Source organism: Microcystis sp. LE18-22.4A (assembly GCF_027531105.1).
Lineage (GTDB): Bacteria > Cyanobacteriota > Cyanobacteriia > Cyanobacteriales > Microcystaceae > Microcystis > Microcystis aeruginosa.
Genome location: NZ_JAPZRB010000333.1, coordinates 1 through 17467, shown reverse-complemented (window position 1 = coordinate 17467; position 17467 = coordinate 1). Strand labels below are relative to the sequence as shown.

The window sequence follows — 17467 nt, the reverse complement described above, 5'->3', positions numbered from 1 at the left end:
AATTATCCCCCATTATTTTGATATTTCAGGAAACCAATCCTCATTTAAAGCCTGTTCTATAGTGCAAATTGGAGCTAAACCGACCAAATTTTCAGCCATTCCAGATAAATCCAGAAACAATTTACGGGCATTTTGATAACAGGACGAGAAAATTTCCGCTAGATAGGGCTTTAAACTGGGACTGTCTTCAATAATTTGTTGAATTCCTAGGCGAAAGTTACGAATTTCATTTTTCCATCCTCTTTGATTATATTCTAATTCCGACTGCCAGTAAACCAGTTTTAGCAAATGTTCTAATAACCGAGTCAAATAACTCTTTAAACTTTGTCGTTGGCTTTTGCCCATGTCGCTAATCTCCTCGATGAGATTATCCAAATCTAAATCGGAAAATTGATGATTTTCTAGTAAAGATATGGTTTTCTCTATCCAGAGATAATAATCTTTTTCGTATAAATCACTCTTCATTGCTTAATCCTCTCCGAGAAACTCAGGAAACCAATTTTCATCTAAAATTTGGTCGATTGCTCCCATAGGTGTAGCACTTAAAAGTCTTTTATCGATGCCAGAACCTTCGACAAATAGATGGCAAGCATCCTCATAACATTGCTCAAGAATCTCGGTGAGGTAAGATGCTAAGTTTGTATTATAAGTTCCATCCTTTTTGTTGCTAATAATTCTTTTTATTTGAATGCGAAAATTTAAAATCTCCCGTCGCCACTTGTTTTTATTGTAATCGCGCTTAGATTGCCAATAAGTTAATTTAAGTAAATGTTCCAAGAGTTTAGTTAGTAAACTCTCTAACTTCTGACGTTCTCTTCTGGACATATCTTTGATTTCTTCAATTAAATTTTCTAAATCCAACTCAGAAAACTGGCGATTTTCTAGTAAAGATATGGTTTTCTCTAACCAAAGATAGTAATCCTGTTCGTATAAGTTCGTTTCCATAGTCCCTCACCTTAATTAACTATAATCCAACCAAATCATCAGTTATTATTATCCTCATATTCAGGAAACCAATCATCATCCAAAGCTTGGGCAAGAGTGAGAATTTTTTCCCTGGGCAAAGTATTGATTTTTACTCCCATTTTTCTAGCTAGGATACGAAGGGCTGACTGATAACATTTATCAAAACTATTCTCTAGATAGGACTTTAAACTTGGATTATCATCAAGAACTTCCCATAAATCAATTCTAAAAATAGTAATTTCTCCTTTCCAGTGATTAGCATTATATTGGCTTTCCGATTGCCAATAAGCGAGTTGCAGCAAATGTTGGATTATTCTAGTCAATAAACTTGTTAAGGTATGTTTTTCCTTGATACCCATACTTTTAATCTCCTCGATGAGATTATCTAAATCTAAATCGGAAAATTGATGATTTTCTAGTAAAGATATGGTTTTCTCTATCCAGAGATAGTAATCCTGTTCGTATAAAGTCTTATCCATAGCTGTGATTAGGTGATCAATAAAACTCATTTTATCAGTCCTAATCTTTGATGTAAAAAAATTAAGGTGGGCATTGCCCACCGAAGTTAACCTTAATTAGCGCAACTAGAACAACTATCGTCAGACTCTCGAAAATTGTCCTTTTGTACGGTACGGATATAATAAATCGCTTTACACCCCAATTCCCAGGCCATAACTAGGGTATCAAAGATATCTTTGGCAGTGAGACAACGGTTGGGTTCTTCGGGGAAATAAACCCCTTCATTGAGGTTGAATAATAACTCCATAGAAATCCCCGTATCGATCCATTCTTGCATAGTAGCGATCGCTTTCACCACTTGCTGCTGTTCGAGATTTTTGTTCTCTGAATAAAACCAGAAAGCTTCTTCAATAAAAGGTGGTGCGATGGGAACGGTTCCCTTTGCCCATTTATCGTAGAAAAAGCGACTATAAACCGGCAAAACACTAGCGGTACATCCCTGTACCAAACTAGAGGAAGTATTAGGAGCAATGGCGGTAATATGGGAATTACGGATGCCAAATCGTTGAATATCTGCGGCTAATTGTTGCCATCTTTGCGGTTGCACCGCATTATTTAAAAACCATGCCACTGGTTTTGCTCCGATTAATTTACCTTGACTCCATTCACTACCCAAGAAAGCTTGATAAGCACCGCGTTCTTTGGCTAATTCCATCGAGGAATAGGTACACCAATAGCCAATTTCTTCAAATAAATTACTAATTTCTGACAGGTTATTGTAGGATAATTTCCGTTTAGCTAACCAGTCAGCCAATCCCATCGCCCCTACCCCAATAGTGCGATATTTATCGTTGTGGTTTTTAGCATTATCAAAGGGAGGATTAGTGATATCGATAGTATTGTCGAGAATCCTGACAGCGATTTGACAATTAGACTCGATTTCTTCCCTGTCGATATTGGCTAAATTAAGGCTAACTAAATTACAGCAATGGGCAGTTTTATCGGGGGTGACATTTGAGAAGCTCTCCGTGCATAAATTTACACCGGGGATATAGCCATCGTGCTTATTAGGATTAGCGCGATTGATGGTATCTTTGAAGGCAATGTAGGGCATTCCTGTTTCTACTTGGGAACGCATGATACTTTTAAATAAGTCCCGGGCATTGATTTTTTTATAGAGGAGAATCTCTTGATCTAAATTAGCTTCTACTAAACGATAGGCCTCTTCAAATTCTTCCCCCCATAGTTCCGCTAATTCTATACCTAATTTATTGCGAACTTCGTAGGGATCTACTAATGTCCACTCGGCTTTATTTATCACCCGACGCATGAATTCATCGGTGATAACTAATTGGGGAAAAACATCATAAGCTTTGCGTCTTTGATCACCGTTTTCTGTCTGCATTTCCAGAAATTCTGGCACATCTAAATGCCAGATGTCAACACCGATAGTTACTGCCCCGGCGCGTCTTCCCCCCTGATTTACTGCAATAGCTGTATCGTTGAGTAATTTAATCCAAGGAATAATCCCCCCGGAAGCATTAGCTTTCCCCATTACCCAGCTACCAGTGGCGCGAATTCTACTCACATTCACCCCGACACCGCCACCATTTTTTGAGATGCGGGCAGCATTAGTAATCTCGTCGAAAATGCTTTCTAAACTGTCGTCAATGGAGAGGATAAAACAACTGGTTAAGGAACCTTTGGGAGTGCGTAAATTGGCTAAAATTGGGGTGGCGAGAGAGATTTTTCTTTGAGCAATCGCTTGATAAAATTTCTTCGCCCAGGGGAGTCTATTAGCTGGTTCTTCCACAGTGGCAAGCAGCAAGGAACAGGTTAATAATGCCTCTTGGGGTAACTCATTTTTGAGTAAATAACGGCTAGTGATTAACAATGCCCCTGCGTAATCATAATCGATGTCCCAATCGGAATTAATCCAAGAACCAGCTTCTTTTAATTCTGCCTCGGAATAGATGAGAATCCTTTCGTCGTATAGCAACTTTTTAACTTGAGTTTTGACAGTTTTCTCGTAATTTCCGTACTGATAACCCCGGGCTACTAAGGTATCTTTCCAAAGACTCCAAATATGCAATCTTCCCGCCACATAGCGCCAATCCGGTTCCTCTGGACTACACATTTCTAGGGCGCAATTAATTAAATTATCCTGTATTTCCCTAGTGGTAATCCCATCCCGCAGGCGTGTGGTTAAACCCGCTTCTAAGGCGATTGAATTGACTTTTTTGCCCTCACAAGCCCACTCTACCACGTCGCGAATTTTGCCGATATTTAAGCTTGTGGTGGAACCATCGCGCCGAATCACTCTAATTCCATGGCTGCCCATATTAGCTAAAGGGGTAGAACGAAAGGGTATTACTTCGTTATTTTTGTGAATGGAAACGGCAGTAGTCAAGGGCTTCGATTGCATAATTGGAAAATTGCGGCGTTAAAAAACTTGACAAATTAATCTATTTGTACTAGAGTATTCTATCAGATTTTCTGGGAAAACACAACATCTAGCGTGTTAAATAATCCTATCACTCTATATATGGTATAGCCAGGATTATTTTGTTCCCTAAAAACAGTGTTTTGGATGACATTTTCCGGAAAAAATTCTTGATTTTTCCCAGAAAACAGTTCTTTTGTATGCTTGACAAAAGAACTATTCTTTGATAGCAAAAACAGATTGACAAAATACTTTTGATCCGATTCTGCTTGACTGCTGAGGAGGTTGTGGTCAGACTTTATTTGTTCTTAACTTTTCGATAATTTAAGACAAGAGTGGATTAAAAGTCAAATTTCCTCTGAGAACCTCTGAGAGAGGAAATTTTCTCTTTTCGCTATTTAGTGGCTTACCGCTAGAATAATAGGACAAAAACGCTATATATAGCGTCTAGCGAGTAGAGGACAAGGATGAAATATTTAGAAGAATGGCGTGATAGCGGGGTGGACGCGGAGTTAATCGATCTCAATGTCACCGGTTTAGCGGGGTTATCTCCCAGTGAATACCTACTCTACTCCCAAGAATTACCGCGACGCAATGATGGCAGAGTTAGGGATGATATTCTCAAGCGTTATGAACATATCAGTCAAGGCGGTTGGTGGTGTTCAGGAATTGACTTATTAACGGGTAATTATGACCTTTGGGGCTGTTTTAAGCCCGATTTTCCCCGTTTAAGCTTTGATAAGGCTAAACCGATTAAGTACGAACATCCTCCCCAAACCCCTACGGGAGTCTTTGCTTTGCGGGTTCCCCTGAAAATTTGGCAAAGGATAGCCCAGCATATCAGTATTAATATTTTAACTGAAGAAGTGGATAATAAGCAAGAGGATCTCGGTTTTTGGTCCTGGGTAATTAAACATCCAGAGATACCTATTTGTCTTACGGAAGGAGCGAAAAAAGCGGGGGCATTACTAACAGCAGGTTATGTGGCAATTGCCTTACCCGGAATTCACAATGGTTATCGTACTCCCAAGGACGAATTAGGTAGAAGAATCGGCAAATCTCATCTAATTCCGCAGCTAGAAAAATTAGCTAATTCCGGACGAAAGATTTATCTAGTTTTTGATCAAGAAACTAAACCAAAGAACCAACAAGCGGTTAATTTAGCTTTACAGAGAATGGGTTATCTATTCAGTCAGGCTAACTGTCAGGTAAAGGTAGTTACTTGGGATGCTGCTGACGGTAAAGGGGTGGATGATTTACTAATCAATCGAGGAGAAGATTACTTCCAACAAGTCTATCAAAAAGCTACCTCTTGGGAAATTTGGAAGGCAGCGAGTTTAAATAGTTTAACTCTCCCACCTCATCTAGAGTTAAATAGCCGTTACTTGCCAGATATTGCTATCCCTACATCAGCGCAGTTAATGGCGATTAAATCGGCTAAAGGTACAGGAAAAACTGAGTTTTTAGCTAAGATAGTTAAACAGGCTATTGCCAATCAACAAAAAGTTTTAGTTATTGGTCATCGAGTCAAACTGGTAGAGGAGCTATGTCAACGCTTTGGTTTAAACTATATCAGCAAAATTAGGGATAATCCTGCGGCACAAATTTACGGTTATGGTTTATGTATTGACTCTCTCCATCCCCAATCACAAGCTAAATTTCAAGCGGAAGATTGGCAAGAAGCTATGATTATTATCGATGAGATCGAACAAGTCCTATGGCATGGGTTAAATGGGGATACTTGTAAAGCTAATCGAGTAGCAATTTTAAAGTCTTTAAAGTCTCTGCTACAAACTGTGGTCAGCAGTGGGGGAAAAGTCTTAGTTGCTGATGCTGATTTAAGTGATATTTCCCTAGAATATCTAACTTCTTTAGCGGCTATTAAACTAGAAACTTTCTTGATTAGTAACGAGTGGAAACCTAATTATCAGCAAGCTTGGCAAGTTTATAACTACTCTGATAATACTCCCCAACAGCTAGTTAAGGATTTAGTTGAACATATTAAAGAGGGAGGAAAACCTTTTGTTTGTCTATCGGCACAAAAATTAACCAGCAAATGGGGGACAATTACCCTAGAATCTTATCTAAGAAAGCAATTCCCTCAGAAGAAAATTCTGCGGATAGATTCAGAGTCATTGCCAGATTATGGTCACGCTGCCTATCAAGCGATTGGCAATTTAAATCAGTTGTTGCTTAACTATGATATAGTTCTAGCTAGTCCTGCGATCGAAACGGGAATTAGTATTGATATTCAGCAACACTTTACCTCGGTTTGGTGTTTAGCACAGGGAATTCAAACTCCCACTTCTATCGCTCAATTTTTAGGGAGAATTAGAGAGAATATTCCTCGTTATATTTGGTCAGCAGTGTACGGATTTAATCAGGTGGGCAATGGTTCCACTTCTATCCCCAAACTTCTCACCTCTGGACACCGACTAACGGAGGTTAATATTCGCTTATTACACCAGTCAGATTTAGAATCTCTGGAGGATTTAGATACAACTTTTCAAGCGGAATCTCTCCTCTGCTGGGCAAAAATGGCTGTGCGAGTAAATGCTTATATGCTTAATTATCGTCAGTCAATTCTAGGTATTTTACAAGCAGAAGGTCATAGAATTAAAGAACGGAATCAGGAAGAAGAACTAGAAATAAATAATCAGTTAACGGCAGCAATTGAAGAAATTAGGGAACATAATTATCGTTCTGAATGCGAGGCCATTGCCAGCGCTTCTGAGATCACGGAATCAGAATATCGTTGGCTAAAAAAACAGTTAATTAAGTCAGTGAAAGAAAGGAGAATTATCAGGAAATATGACCTATACAAACGCTATGGAATCCCCGTCACACCGCAATTAGTGATTAAAGATGATCAAGGATGGTATCAAGAACTACGCTTACATTACTTTTTGACAATTGGGCGACAATTTTTGTGCGATCGAGATGCTTTAATTGCCCGTAAACTGATAGAATCAGGTCAGGGAAGTTTATTTATTCCCGATTTTAATGGTAGTCAATTAGGAGTGATTATCGGGACGTTAGAAGTGTTGGGAATTCCCGTATTATTAGCTAACCCTGAAAGAGAATTAACTAATCATGATGCCGATTTACAAAAAATGGCCGAAATCGCCATTAAAAACCGCAACGAGATTAAAACTATCACCAAGATTAACCTCTCTAATACTTCCCGTCCTCTGACGATTATTCGTAATTGTTTGAACTTGTTAGGTTATCAATTAACCAGCAAGGGCAGCCAGAGAATTGCTAAAAAATCTCTAAAAGTTTATCAGATTGTTGCCCCTCAGGATGGTAGAGAACAAGTGTTTCAACAATGGTTATTTAGAGATGAAAAATGTGCGGGAAGTTCTGAGATTTGGTATGAGGACTATCTCTTTTCTCTCCCCCAGAAACCATCTCTAGGCGAACCGGAAAATGCTTATATTCAATTAAGTCTAGAATTATAGTCTAGCTATGGGGAAAATTGTCTATTTAAGCGACTTTTTTGCCTAAAATGACCACATCAGCCAGAAAATTGTCTAGATCGGCAATTTGAGGTAAATAACCCCATCGTTGAAAGCCGAATTTTTCAAAGAGACGAATACTGGCTTGATTGTGGGCAAAGATAATACAGATAAGATTAGATATACCCAATTTGGGACAGCGATTCAGGGCATATTCTACTAATAATTTACCGATTCCACGACCTTGATAATCGGGGGCAACATATAAACTAACCTCTGCCGTTTTTTGGTAAGCGACACGACCATAAAACATCTGTAAACTCAGCCAACCCACCACCTGACCTTCGATCGCTATTACCCAGATGGGATACTGTTCAGGATTGTGCTTTTTAAACCATTCTCGCCGACTTTCCAGGGAAATAGGCTTTAAATCTGCGGTTGCCTTGCGAGTGGGAACAGCTGCATTATAAATCTCGATAATTGTTGGTAAATCTGTTTCTTTAGCCTCGCGAATAATCATAGAATATCAAGTAAAAAGTCAAAAGTAAAAAGTAAAAAAATAATATTTCTTATTTTCTATCTACCTATCGGGTTGATTCTCAGGATGAAGTATAACCTAATTTTGCCTTGTCTCCTAACTTCTGAATTCTGCTAGATCTCTCAATCTTACTTTAAAATTGAGTTTGATAGCGGACGGTAAACTCATTCAAATTGTAATCGTAGGAAAAGCGGATAAAAGACTGGGAATTGACTCGATAGACGGTTTCCAAATTGGGAAGAATATTAAAATCCGTTGCCCTGATCGCATTACTAACCGCATTCTCCACATCATACACGACTCCTTGGGCTAAGAGGGGAATCGCCAACTGAACCACTCCAAATTGAATTAATTGTTCTGTATTTTTCCCCTGTAAACCATTAAAAACCGACAGCAATTGTTCCCCCAAAAGTCGAACGATTTCCCCTTGGCTGCGGGGGGGAGTGCTGGTTAATTTAACTAGGGGAGTATTAAGCAATCCCTCATCTTCACCTCTAGCAAAAGCCACTGCTTGTAAACAATTAGCAGCTTTTTGTAATTCTGTATCTGTATAGTTTTCCTCTAGGGGAAAAGGTAGACTATCGGGACGAATTTGGCACACTTCATTGATATTACGTCCTAAATTTGGTAGCAAGCGGTTTAATTCCCCTTCAACGCTGAGGGTGACATCGATCCTTTGAATGCGATTGAGGCTATCATCGGGAATTTCATTGCTAGGAAAATCTCCCCCCGGACGGGAGATAGCAAAATCGCGAGATTGAGAAAATTCGCTGAGAATTGTTCGCAGTTGAATATCAACAAAGGGATTAAAAAGTCCCAACCCGCGACTAGAATCGAAAACAATAACATTTTGATTGCGTCGGTTAAGAAGAAAACGAGTATCGATGTAACTAACCCGTCCTCGATCGAGATTAATCACTCCATTGGTTTGTAATTTCTCCAGTGGAGTGAGCGGACCGTTCAAGGTTAAAGCACCACTAAAATCAAATTGATACAAAGGTTCTTGTTCGATTGATAATCCTGCTAAAGACACTTGGAAATTATTTAAAACTGGAGTAATATTTGTCGTCTGAGGAATGTTGAGAGGCTGCAGCCAGCGACTCACTGGTTTATCCGTTTCTTGATTAATTTCTGCGGTGCGAGGAAGAAAAACTTTACCCCTAGAAAGACGCACATTCCCCCCGATAATTGGTTGCTGAATTGTTCCCGTTACCATGGCATTCCCAGCAATTAATCCCCGATAAAGACCATTAATTGCTATATCTCCCTCTTGAATATTAACTGTTAAGGGATTAGGATTATTTTTGATGGCTTGAAAGAAAGGTAAAACTCCCACCACAGAAATTTGTCTGTCAGCGATCGAGCCTTGTAATTCCTCTACTGTTAAGCTTTCAGGGGTTAAACCAATGCGGCCATTTACGGTTAAAATCTCTGGAAAAGCAACACTGCGGATAGCGGCATTATTGAGAGTAACTATACCATTTGCTTCTAAATCTTTGATTTTTAAACCCTCTTTTATATCTAATCTTCCCGTCGCTGAAAGAACTACCTCTCCCTCACCGTTAACCCATTCGATGGCGTTTTGACTGATAGCTTCAATTAATTTGATTGCATCGGTTCCCAATTTTGCTTGGATTTTTAATTGATCATTACCCGGTAAGGGAGGATAGGGAATGCTGGCATAGATTTGGATTGATTCGGAGGAGGTTGTCCGCAAATCAAAACGATACTGACTATAGGTAAATAAACCAATTATATCCTGATTAATATTTTGGGCATTAATTGCACCGTCAATAAAGGCAAAATTACCGTGAATACGAGGATTTAATAAGGTTCCTGCAATTTGTCCTTGAGTTTTTAGACTACCGGATACATCCAAGGGAAACTGCACAAAATTTCTCAAGAGATCCAGAGAAAGATTTTCCACGGCAAAAGTTCCCTCTACTTTGTTTAGGGAAAAATCACCCGCTAAAAATACGGAAGAATCTCGTGACTTTAATCTAATCGGTTCTATCCTGAGCAACTGACGATTTAAGTTAAGATTAATTGTTACTTCATCAATCGGAATTAATTGGGTATCGGTGGTGACAATTCCGAGAGGGTTAACAATATTTACCGTCGGTCTTTGGGGTCGCCATTCCCATCTATTGCCCTGAAATTGTACGCTAAGATCGGGATTTTTTAAAGTCCCAGTTAAGGCTATATTTGCTTGATAACGGCCGCGAAAATCTAGTTCAGAAGGTATCCCGACTACCCCTCTTTCCCCTGCTAATTGCTGGATTATTTCTTCAATTTTTGCCCGCAAATTTACCTGTTGTGCTAGGGAAGCTTCGGAGTCACCTACTCCTAGGGGACTAAGTTGAATAGCCTGGTTACTCTCGGAGGAGAAAAGGTTGATTAAACTGGTTAAATCATAGATACTAGCAACTGATAATAAATCTTGAATATAACCTTGATCTACCCTGAGTTTAGCTTCTATTGCTTGGGTTTGCCAATTAAATAAACCTTGCAGATTATATTGACTTGCACCCGCTTGTAAACTACCTTCTTGCAGTTGAACTATGGAATCCCGATAAACCAAATTTGCCGTTAATTTTTCCCCAATTAAGTTACCTAAACTAGGTCGGTTAATCTCTAGTTGTCCCTGTCCCTGTAAGTTAAATAAATTGATGTCTAGATTAGCATTCACTTGTCCAGCAATAATCCCCGGAACATTGTAGGCTGCCGTAGGAGATATTTTCAGGATTTCTAGGGGAAAATCGGCAATCTGAACATTTAAATTTTCGCCGCTTCGTTTAGCTGTTGCTAAAAAAGGAGTTTTATTTCCAAAAGCTTGGCGAATATTTATCCCTAAGGGAAGATAGGGCAGCAGACAATTATTTTGTTGACAAGGATCGAAAGTTAGGTCAATAATGTCCTGATTTCCTCGCAGATTTAAACTAATATTTTGACCGATTCCTGCTTGCATACTTCCTTTTAAGATAGGTTCAAAGGGTCGATCATTAATGCTAAAATTCGCTAAATTTATATCTCCTTTGATTTGTATATTTCCCACTTTTTGCCAAGCAGTTAAGAGATTTTTTCCCGTGATTTGTCCTTGAAATTCTCCGCTCCCTGTCAGTGTCGATTCTCTGGGTTTCAAACGAGGATCGATCGGTAAAAGCGATATAATCTGAGTTAAGGGTACAGTAGCAAGGTCGGTTGCTGCCCGTAGATTTAAGTTAACCTCAGCGATATCGGGTTGACTGATAAGATTAGCCAAAAGAATATTTCCTCGCACATCAAAGCTATTTTCTCCCCACTGTGCCGAAAGATTATTAACCTGAATCGGTGTTACTCCCTGCCAAATTTCTTGAATGTTTCCCGCTAAATTGGCACTAAAATCTAATTTTGGAATCGAGATTGATTTTATTGCTGGTAATTGTCTTAGTACGGCAGCGGGATCGAGATTAGCAGCAATAATATCACTTTGCCAGAAATTATTATTCAGTTGTGCCTTAGCTTTAATTTCTCCTTTGGCTACATTAATACGAGAGTTAAAAACTGCTTTGATACTGCTTAAGTTGAGTCGTTTTTCTTGCAGGGAGTCGAAAATAGTTTGGGCATTTCCTGCTGCTTGAAAACTGGTTTGGGAAATATGCAACGGTATGGGAAGATTAGTCTGAAAATTCTCTAAGCTACTGAGAATATTAAAAATACCGTTGTTTAACTGAATATCAGTATTAATCGGATTATTATCCACTAACAACCGAGTATTTACCCTAGCATTGACGGTGGACAAATTAGGGATTTTTCCCGCTAACAATTCCTTGATTGCACTGGTGAAATTGACTTGGGTTTTCCCTAGACTAACAGGAATATTTATATTGGGTAAAAACGGATTTAAGTTAATGCCAGATGTATTAACTATACCGCTTAAAATACCTTGTTCCAGTTGAGCGGTAGTTTTTAGGGATCGATTATTAACAAATAACTGTATATCTCCCTCTCCGCGCCAAGTTTTTAAATCCGTTAAAGTACCGCTAATCAGAGAATTTATCCTGCCAGCAAAGCTGATTTTTGCCCTGCCTAAACTGACGGGAACTGTTAAATTTTCCACTAGAGGATTAAGACTAATCCCACTGGTATTAACTGTTCCTGTCAGGAAACCTTGATTCAGTTTGGCTGTGGCAATTAAAGGATTATTATCTACTAATAACTGCATATTACCTTGACCTTGCCAACTGCTGAAAATATTATTTTTATTATTTAGTAATTCTCCTAAATAACCTTGTAAATTAATTTGCGATCGCAGTAATTTAACCTGGGTTGGTAAGTTAGGCAATAGGGAATTAATCGGCAATCCCGCTAAGAAAGCGTTAGCCTGAAGATTTCCTTGCAATACTTGACTATTGACTGAAATTGTGCCTTGTTTACCGCTAATTCTTAAGTTAGCAACTCCGTTTAAAGTATTAATATTAAGTTGGTCAATTTTGCCACTAACTTGAATATTAGCTGTCTCTAAATTTAAGGGTTCTAAGGTTTCTAGGTAGGGGCAAATGCTATCTAAATATTGACAAACAAGAGGCACAAAAGGAGTCAATAAAAAGTTATTACCCGTGATTTTTCCCTGGACTAATTTGCTAGTAAAATCACCATTACCATTAACCTGTAGTTTGCCGCCATTTGTTTTAATGACCGTATCGGTTAAATTTATTTTGTTGCCCCCTAAAAATACTTTACCCTCCCCGGCAACATTGATTAATCCTGACTGATTAACCCTGGGTATTTGCCAATTAATTAATAATTGTGGCAGTCCTAAACTACCCCTAGCTTTAATATTAGCTTGCAGATCGTTTATATTAATTTTAGCGGGAATTGTTGCCAGTTGAGATAAAATTTTTCTCGTGGGAAAATTGGCTTGTAAATTCAAATCAATCGGCATTTTTGTCCCGTCAAGAGGTTGATTTTTTTGCAGGGATTGCAGAATATTTAACTGCAATTTTCCTTCTCCTTTAATTTCTCCACCTGCGACGGGTTTAATTTGAATTTTATCTAAATTAAGACGATTGAGATTTGTTTGAAAATTACTGGTTATTGATTGAATAGGAATTTGCTCAAAAATAATCGGTTTGCTGTTGCTAACAGTTCCTTTAATTAGAGGTTGATCTAGTTTTCCCGTCACTTGAAAAGTAGAGCGTGCTTCTCCCCGTAAATCTAGAGGTGATTGCAGATAAATAATTCTTAAAAGTTGTTGTAAATCCACCGATTCTAGAGCGACATTGAGATGATAACCAGTTTGCCAATTTACTTCTCCTCTCACCTCAGTTTTAATCTTGCCAATACTTGCGTTCGCCTGTTCAACTAATACTTTATCTCCCTGTAAATTTAACTTAGTTGTTAGCTTAATTGGATAGGGGAAAGGGTGGAATTTTCCCGCTACTTCCGTCACCTGAAAATTGCCATTACCTTGACTTTGATTTAGCTTTGCCCAACTGGGAATATTGAGAGCAATATTAGCATTTACTTGTCCTTGATTTAATTGAAAATTGCGATTAGGAATTAAAGTTAATAGTTCACTTAAGTTTAAACGGTCGATCTGAAGATTAGTTAGGCTTTCACCCGTTTTTAACGCCGTTTCTCCTTGAATTTTTACTTGACTTTTGAGGATTTCTGCGCTAAAATCGTAGGTGAGAGGCTGCCTTTGATTATCAATAAATCTTCCTTGACCATCAGCCTTAATTTCTATCGGTTTTTTCAGGGCATAGGGTTGGATATTAATAGCTGCCTTCTCCACCTGAAAACCCAGATTTAACCTAATGGGTGCCTCCCGATCAAAGTTACTAGCTATTTTTTCTAAATTATCGAGCCATTGACCATTTTTATCCTGATCGAGATAAATACTGGGATTAATTAACTTGACATCAACCGGCAGCGGCAGACCTAAAAGTAAGGGCAGTGGATTTAATCCCAATTCGATCGCATCAATAGATAAACTATCAGCAGAATTGGCCGTAGCTGGAATTTCCGATTTACCGATACGAATGCGATTAAAATAAAAGCCCTCTATCTTACCTACCCTGACAGGTCTGTGCAGCATTTCACTGAAGATATTGTCTAAAATTGGGGTTAGACGTTCATAAACTAAATAACGAGTCGTAAAATAGCCAAGGGAGGTAATTCCTAGGAGAGTAATTCCCCCGACAATTAAAGTAGAAGGCCGGCGGACAAATCGACCGATACTCAGAAAAAGATTAGGACGAGGAGAAGGATCGCCAGGGGAGTTACTCATAATTGTTTACCTCACACACACCAAAGAAAGGGCAATGGCTCACCAGAGCTAATGAACTATGATAATTCACCGCAGCACTGATAGCCCTCAATCGATTAATTGCCATTTTTTAGGCAATTATTGGGCTTAAATCCTGTGAGGAAGTCAAGGGCTGCGGCCAATTAAAAGCCTCTCTCCCTATCTTAGCCTAAGACTCGAATGGCTGGCTAAAATTTTCAACAATTCGCCAAAATCTCCCCAGTTTCAACAGCTAACCGAATTAATATTGATCAACCCACCAGTTCCATCAGAATATTGCCAGGATAAATAGGTTCGGAAATTGAAGATTGAGAGAAAACTTGTGCGGACAGACAACAATCCGGCGCAGTCTGGAACAACGACCGGAAGCATTCAGTCATAGAATATTGGGATTAGCACGTCTATTTTTACTGCAAAAATCGTCTTATAGATTAAAGATTATGAAAGCCAGATTATCGATCGCCCTAACCGCCCTAATGACCTTGGGCATAACTGCCACACCAGCGGCCAACTTTGACGAACAGGACATCGAGCAGACCCAGGTAGTAGCGATCGCTCGTCCCTACGGAGGTAATAAATTTGACCTGCTAGTCTTGGAACAAATCCAGGGAAAACAGAAGTGTTGGAGCGAAAGCGGCTCAAATCCCGTCATGATCGACCCTCTACTCCTCAACTTTGACTTTACCGGCATTTGTCGCCGCGCCACCGATAGTAATGGTTATTCTATCCGTCTGGATGGCCGGGATTTTGGGCTAGATTACATCCTGCGTATTGTGGAACGCAATGGCGAATTATACTTAGTGGGAACTCCCCGGGATGCCCGCAGACCGGAATTAGTGGTGGGAAGAACCCGAGGAATGCAAACGGGATTTATGAAAATTATCCTCGAACCGGGTTGGAGATTTAGCCGTCGTACTTTCCAAGGCAAAAGTTTAGGCCACTTCTACTTTAGCGGCAAAGAAGCGGAAGTTCTCGCAGCCACCGGCAGACCTCCCCTCAGCGAAACCACTCCTCCCCCCATTTCTGGGTCTAGTTTTCAGGATATTAGCGGCGATATCTATAAAACTGAGATTGAAAAAGCGATCGCGCTTGGGGTAGTGGCCGGTTTTAAAGAAGATAACACCTTCCGCCCCGAAAATCCCGTCACCAGGGAACAATTCGTCTCGATGATTATTGAAGGGATGGGAACTGTCACCAAAATTAACCTAGAAGAGATTCCCCCCGGCAGCGGCAGTTTTAACGACGTAGAAGCGACGCGCTGGAGTGCCAAAAAAATCCAATGGGCCCGGGCCAATGGTATTGTTGCCGGCAAAGCTAACGGCGAATTCCGTCCCACCGACCCCATCACCCGGGCCGAATTGATGGCGATTCTCAAACAGGCCGCCACCTACCTGAAAACTCAGCAAAAACAAGCCCCCGATTTAGCCCAAACTAAAACCCCCGTCAATTTTTCCGATACTTCCGGTCATTGGGCTGCCAGTTTAATTACCCAGATGTCAGGATTTTGCGGTGTGGCCTCTCCCTTGAACGAACGGGGTAGTTCTTTTGTACCAAATGATCCCGCCCGTCGTAACTACGCAGCAGCCGCCATCGTCCGTACCCTCGATTGTGTTAAAACCGCCAAAAAATAACGGCCTCTCCTCCATCAGGGTTTGCGGCAAAAAGTTTTTCCTAGGGGTAGGATGTGGGGTGTGGGGTTTTATCCATTTTTAGGAAGTCAATTACCTAATTTTCAGGGAAAAATTCCCCCCATTTTCCCCCCGCTCACTCCCAGGCCCAGCACTGTTTGATCTCAAAAAGGCCTAAAGATATTATCCAATTACCGATGACTGATGACTGATTACTGATCACTGATTACTGATTACTGATTACTGATGACTGATTGTGGTTGTTAATTTTTACCTTAAATGTCGGTTTGAAGGAACCCTCGGTTTCACTGACGAGATGAAAAACCGACCAGCATAAAACAGCGAAGCACAGCTAATATTCAGGGGAGTCTTGATTCTCGACATATTTCTTAAGTTGGTCTATTGTGACACCGCCACAACTAGCCACAAAATATGCCCCTGTCCACAAAATTCTCTTATTGGGACTTAGGCGTTTTCGGTCAGCAAAAAAGGCTCAAACCATTACGGGACAAAGGGTTAACCTCGATTTATTATTTTCCTTGATATATCTGGGTTTCAGCGATTTTGGGCTTCTCGAAGTAAATCCCAAGCGGGGATTGGAGTTGAGGCTTTTATCGATTTGTTTTTTGTCTAAGTCCCATTATCTTGACCATATATCTCTTTCAAGTGGTCTGAAAAGTTATCCCACATCAGCTGGCAAGAAGTTGATTTTAAGTTAGCGATTAGACTACTTAACAGTTTATGAGGGGGGTAAGTTAAAAGAATGTGAACATGGTCTGATTCTCCGTTAATCTCTATTACCTTCGCCTCCCATTTCTCAGCTATGTTTTGAAAAACTATTCTCAAAAACTCTAGATGCTCCTTCTCAAAAACCTTTCTACGATAATTAGTTTTCTCTTGACACTTTTTACAATGGATTACTATACTCATAATATAACACATTGAGAGGTCGAATCGATGCGAGTCATAGAGTTTAATTTAAAAGTCAATCCTTCCCAAAAGATAGCCATTCAAGAGGCTATCAGGGTGGGACAGTTTATTCGGAACAAATGTCTAAGATTTTGGATGGACTCTACCAAAGAAGATCAGGTTAACTATGGTACTTTGTGTAGGCTAACTACCGAATTATCTAATAGTCCTGAATTTCCTTTTGTCGGTAAACTCAACTCTATGGCTCCTCAAGCAAGTGCCGAAAGAGCTTGGTTTTCTATATCCCGTTTCTACGACAATTGTCAAAGGGGTTTGGCAAAAAAAGGCTATCCCAAATTCAAAAAGTTTTCAAGGTCTGTCGAGTACAAAACTTCTGGTTGGCAACTAACAGAAGACAAAAAGTTTATCCACATCACGGATAAAACAGGGATAGGAAAATTAAAGTTAATCGGCACTTTTAACCGTGAGATTCTCGATAAATCTACTATCAAAAGAGTCAGGCTTATTAAACGAGCCTATGGCTTTTATTGTCAATTTGTCTTAGACATTGAGAGAGTAGAAACCTTTGACTCTACAGGAAAAGAAGTAGGGATTGATTTAGGTTTCAACCATTTCTTAACCGACTCTAATGGGGATAAAATTGATAACCCACGGTTTCTTCGTAAGTCGGAAAAAAGACTAAAAAAGGCTCAACGTAAACTCTCAAAGAAGAAAAAGGGAAGCCAAAAAAGATTAAAACAGAAATCTAAAGTAGCT

Annotated in this window: 10 protein-coding genes and 1 pseudogene; 3 read left to right on the top strand and 8 right to left on the bottom strand. The window is 39.6% G+C overall.

Going from position 1 to position 17467, the window contains the following annotated elements; all coding sequences use genetic code 11:
* Nucleotides 1-12 precede the first annotated feature (12 nt).
* From O9295_RS14600 to O9295_RS14585, 4 genes are all read right to left on the bottom strand, one after another.
* Nucleotides 13-465, bottom strand: a complete 453-nt coding sequence (locus O9295_RS14600; protein WP_079210017.1) for a DUF29 domain-containing protein — start codon at nt 463-465, stop codon at nt 13-15.
* A gap of 3 nt (nt 466-468) precedes the next feature.
* Nucleotides 469-945 carry a DUF29 domain-containing protein gene (locus tag O9295_RS14595; protein WP_147069396.1) on the bottom strand — a complete coding sequence of 159 codons (477 nt, stop codon included), beginning with the start codon at nt 943-945 and terminating at the stop codon, nt 469-471.
* A gap of 38 nt (nt 946-983) precedes the next feature.
* Nucleotides 984-1475 carry a DUF29 domain-containing protein gene (locus O9295_RS14590; protein WP_079210015.1) on the bottom strand — a complete coding sequence of 164 codons (492 nt, stop codon included), beginning with the start codon at nt 1473-1475 and terminating at the stop codon, nt 984-986.
* Between the two features lie 62 nt (nt 1476-1537).
* Entirely contained in the window at nt 1538-3850 is a 2313-nt protein-coding gene (locus O9295_RS14585) for a ribonucleoside-diphosphate reductase subunit alpha (protein ID WP_061432008.1), read from the bottom strand.
* Between the two features lie 485 nt (nt 3851-4335).
* Here O9295_RS14585 and O9295_RS14580 point away from each other — a divergent pair, with 485 nt between their 5' ends.
* The gene (locus O9295_RS14580; protein ID WP_288033502.1) at nt 4336-7329 is read left to right on the top strand and encodes a plasmid replication protein, CyRepA1 family; all 2994 of its coding nucleotides are present in this window, start codon (nt 4336-4338) and stop codon (nt 7327-7329) included.
* A gap of 25 nt (nt 7330-7354) precedes the next feature.
* Here O9295_RS14580 and O9295_RS14575 read toward each other — a convergent pair whose 3' ends face one another.
* Together O9295_RS14575 and O9295_RS14570 are read right to left on the bottom strand one after the other, a co-directional pair.
* On the bottom strand, nt 7355-7846 hold the full coding sequence (locus O9295_RS14575; RefSeq protein WP_288033501.1) for a GNAT family N-acetyltransferase: 492 nt from the start codon (nt 7844-7846) through the stop codon (nt 7355-7357).
* A 151-nt stretch (nt 7847-7997) separates the two neighbouring features.
* Complete coding sequence (locus O9295_RS14570; protein ID WP_288033500.1) at nt 7998-14135, bottom strand: translocation/assembly module TamB domain-containing protein; 6138 nt, start codon at nt 14133-14135, stop codon at nt 7998-8000.
* A 458-nt stretch (nt 14136-14593) separates the two neighbouring features.
* Between O9295_RS14570 and O9295_RS14565 the strand changes: the two genes are divergently transcribed.
* On the top strand, nt 14594-15784 hold the full coding sequence (locus O9295_RS14565; RefSeq protein WP_147069401.1) for a DUF3747 domain-containing protein: 1191 nt from the start codon (nt 14594-14596) through the stop codon (nt 15782-15784).
* 349 nt (nt 15785-16133) lie between these two features.
* Here O9295_RS14565 and O9295_RS14560 read toward each other — a convergent pair.
* Together O9295_RS14560 and tnpA are read right to left on the bottom strand one after the other, a co-directional pair.
* A pseudogene (locus O9295_RS14560) lies at nt 16134-16241 on the bottom strand (transposase); the annotation flags it as partial.
* Nucleotides 16242-16411: 170 nt separating this feature from the next.
* On the bottom strand, nt 16412-16711 hold the full coding sequence (tnpA, locus tag O9295_RS27430) for an IS200/IS605 family transposase (RefSeq protein WP_353851865.1): 300 nt from the start codon (nt 16709-16711) through the stop codon (nt 16412-16414).
* 27 nt (nt 16712-16738) lie between these two features.
* Between tnpA and O9295_RS14555 the strand changes: the two genes are divergently transcribed.
* Nucleotides 16739-17467 (top strand): RNA-guided endonuclease InsQ/TnpB family protein (locus tag O9295_RS14555; protein WP_288033499.1); only part of this gene is annotated, 729 nt, incomplete at its 3' end.